Genomic DNA, 686 nt, shown 5'->3' with positions numbered 1-686 from the left:
GAACCCAGCACGAAGCCAAACTGAATGCCCGTCAGAATCAGCACGCGCGTGTCCTTCAGAGCAGCGCCGAGGTTCTTCTTCTCCTTCTCGCGGTGCTCGGAGGCGAGCGCCTTGATCAGCGCCTCGCGCTCGGGAGCGGTCAGCCAGGACGCTTGCGAGGGATTGTCACGCAGCATCACCAAGACAATGATGCCGATGATGGAAGCCGGCAGGCCCTGGCAGATGAACATCCACTTCCAGCCAGCGAGGCCGAGGACGCCATGCATGTTCAGCAGAAGGCCGGAGAGCGGGCCGCTCAGGATCGACGACACGGGTACGCCCACCATGAACCAAGCGAGCATACGGGTGCGGTATTTGGCCGGAAACCAGGTCGCCAGATAGAAAGTGACACCCGGGAAGAAGCCCGCTTCGGCGACGCCCAGCACGAACCGGAAGAAATAGAAGCTCTTCGGTCCGACGGCAAGCGCCGTAGCGGCCGCTGCCAAGCCCCAGGTGATCATGATCCGCGCGAGCCATTTCCGGGCGCCATAGCGGTACAACATCATGTTGCTCGGTACTTCCAGCAGACAGTAGCCGGCGAAGAGGATGCCCGCACCCCAACCAAACTGGGTCGCAGACAAGCCAAGGTCCGCATTCATGCTCAGCGCGGCGAATCCAACGCTCGTTCTGTCGATGTAGTTGAAGAT

1 protein-coding gene is annotated in these 686 nt (G+C 61.2%); it reads right to left on the bottom strand.

The annotated features are described in order from the left end of the window. Positions 1-686 (bottom strand): MFS transporter (locus tag AWB80_RS42835; RefSeq protein ID WP_143328307.1); only part of this gene is annotated, 686 nt, incomplete at both ends.

The organism is Caballeronia pedi (assembly GCF_001544915.2).
Taxonomy (GTDB): Bacteria; Pseudomonadota; Gammaproteobacteria; order Burkholderiales; family Burkholderiaceae; genus Caballeronia; species Caballeronia pedi.
The sequence above is the reverse complement of the archived record's forward strand: the minus strand, read 5'-3'. Positions and strand labels throughout refer to the sequence as shown.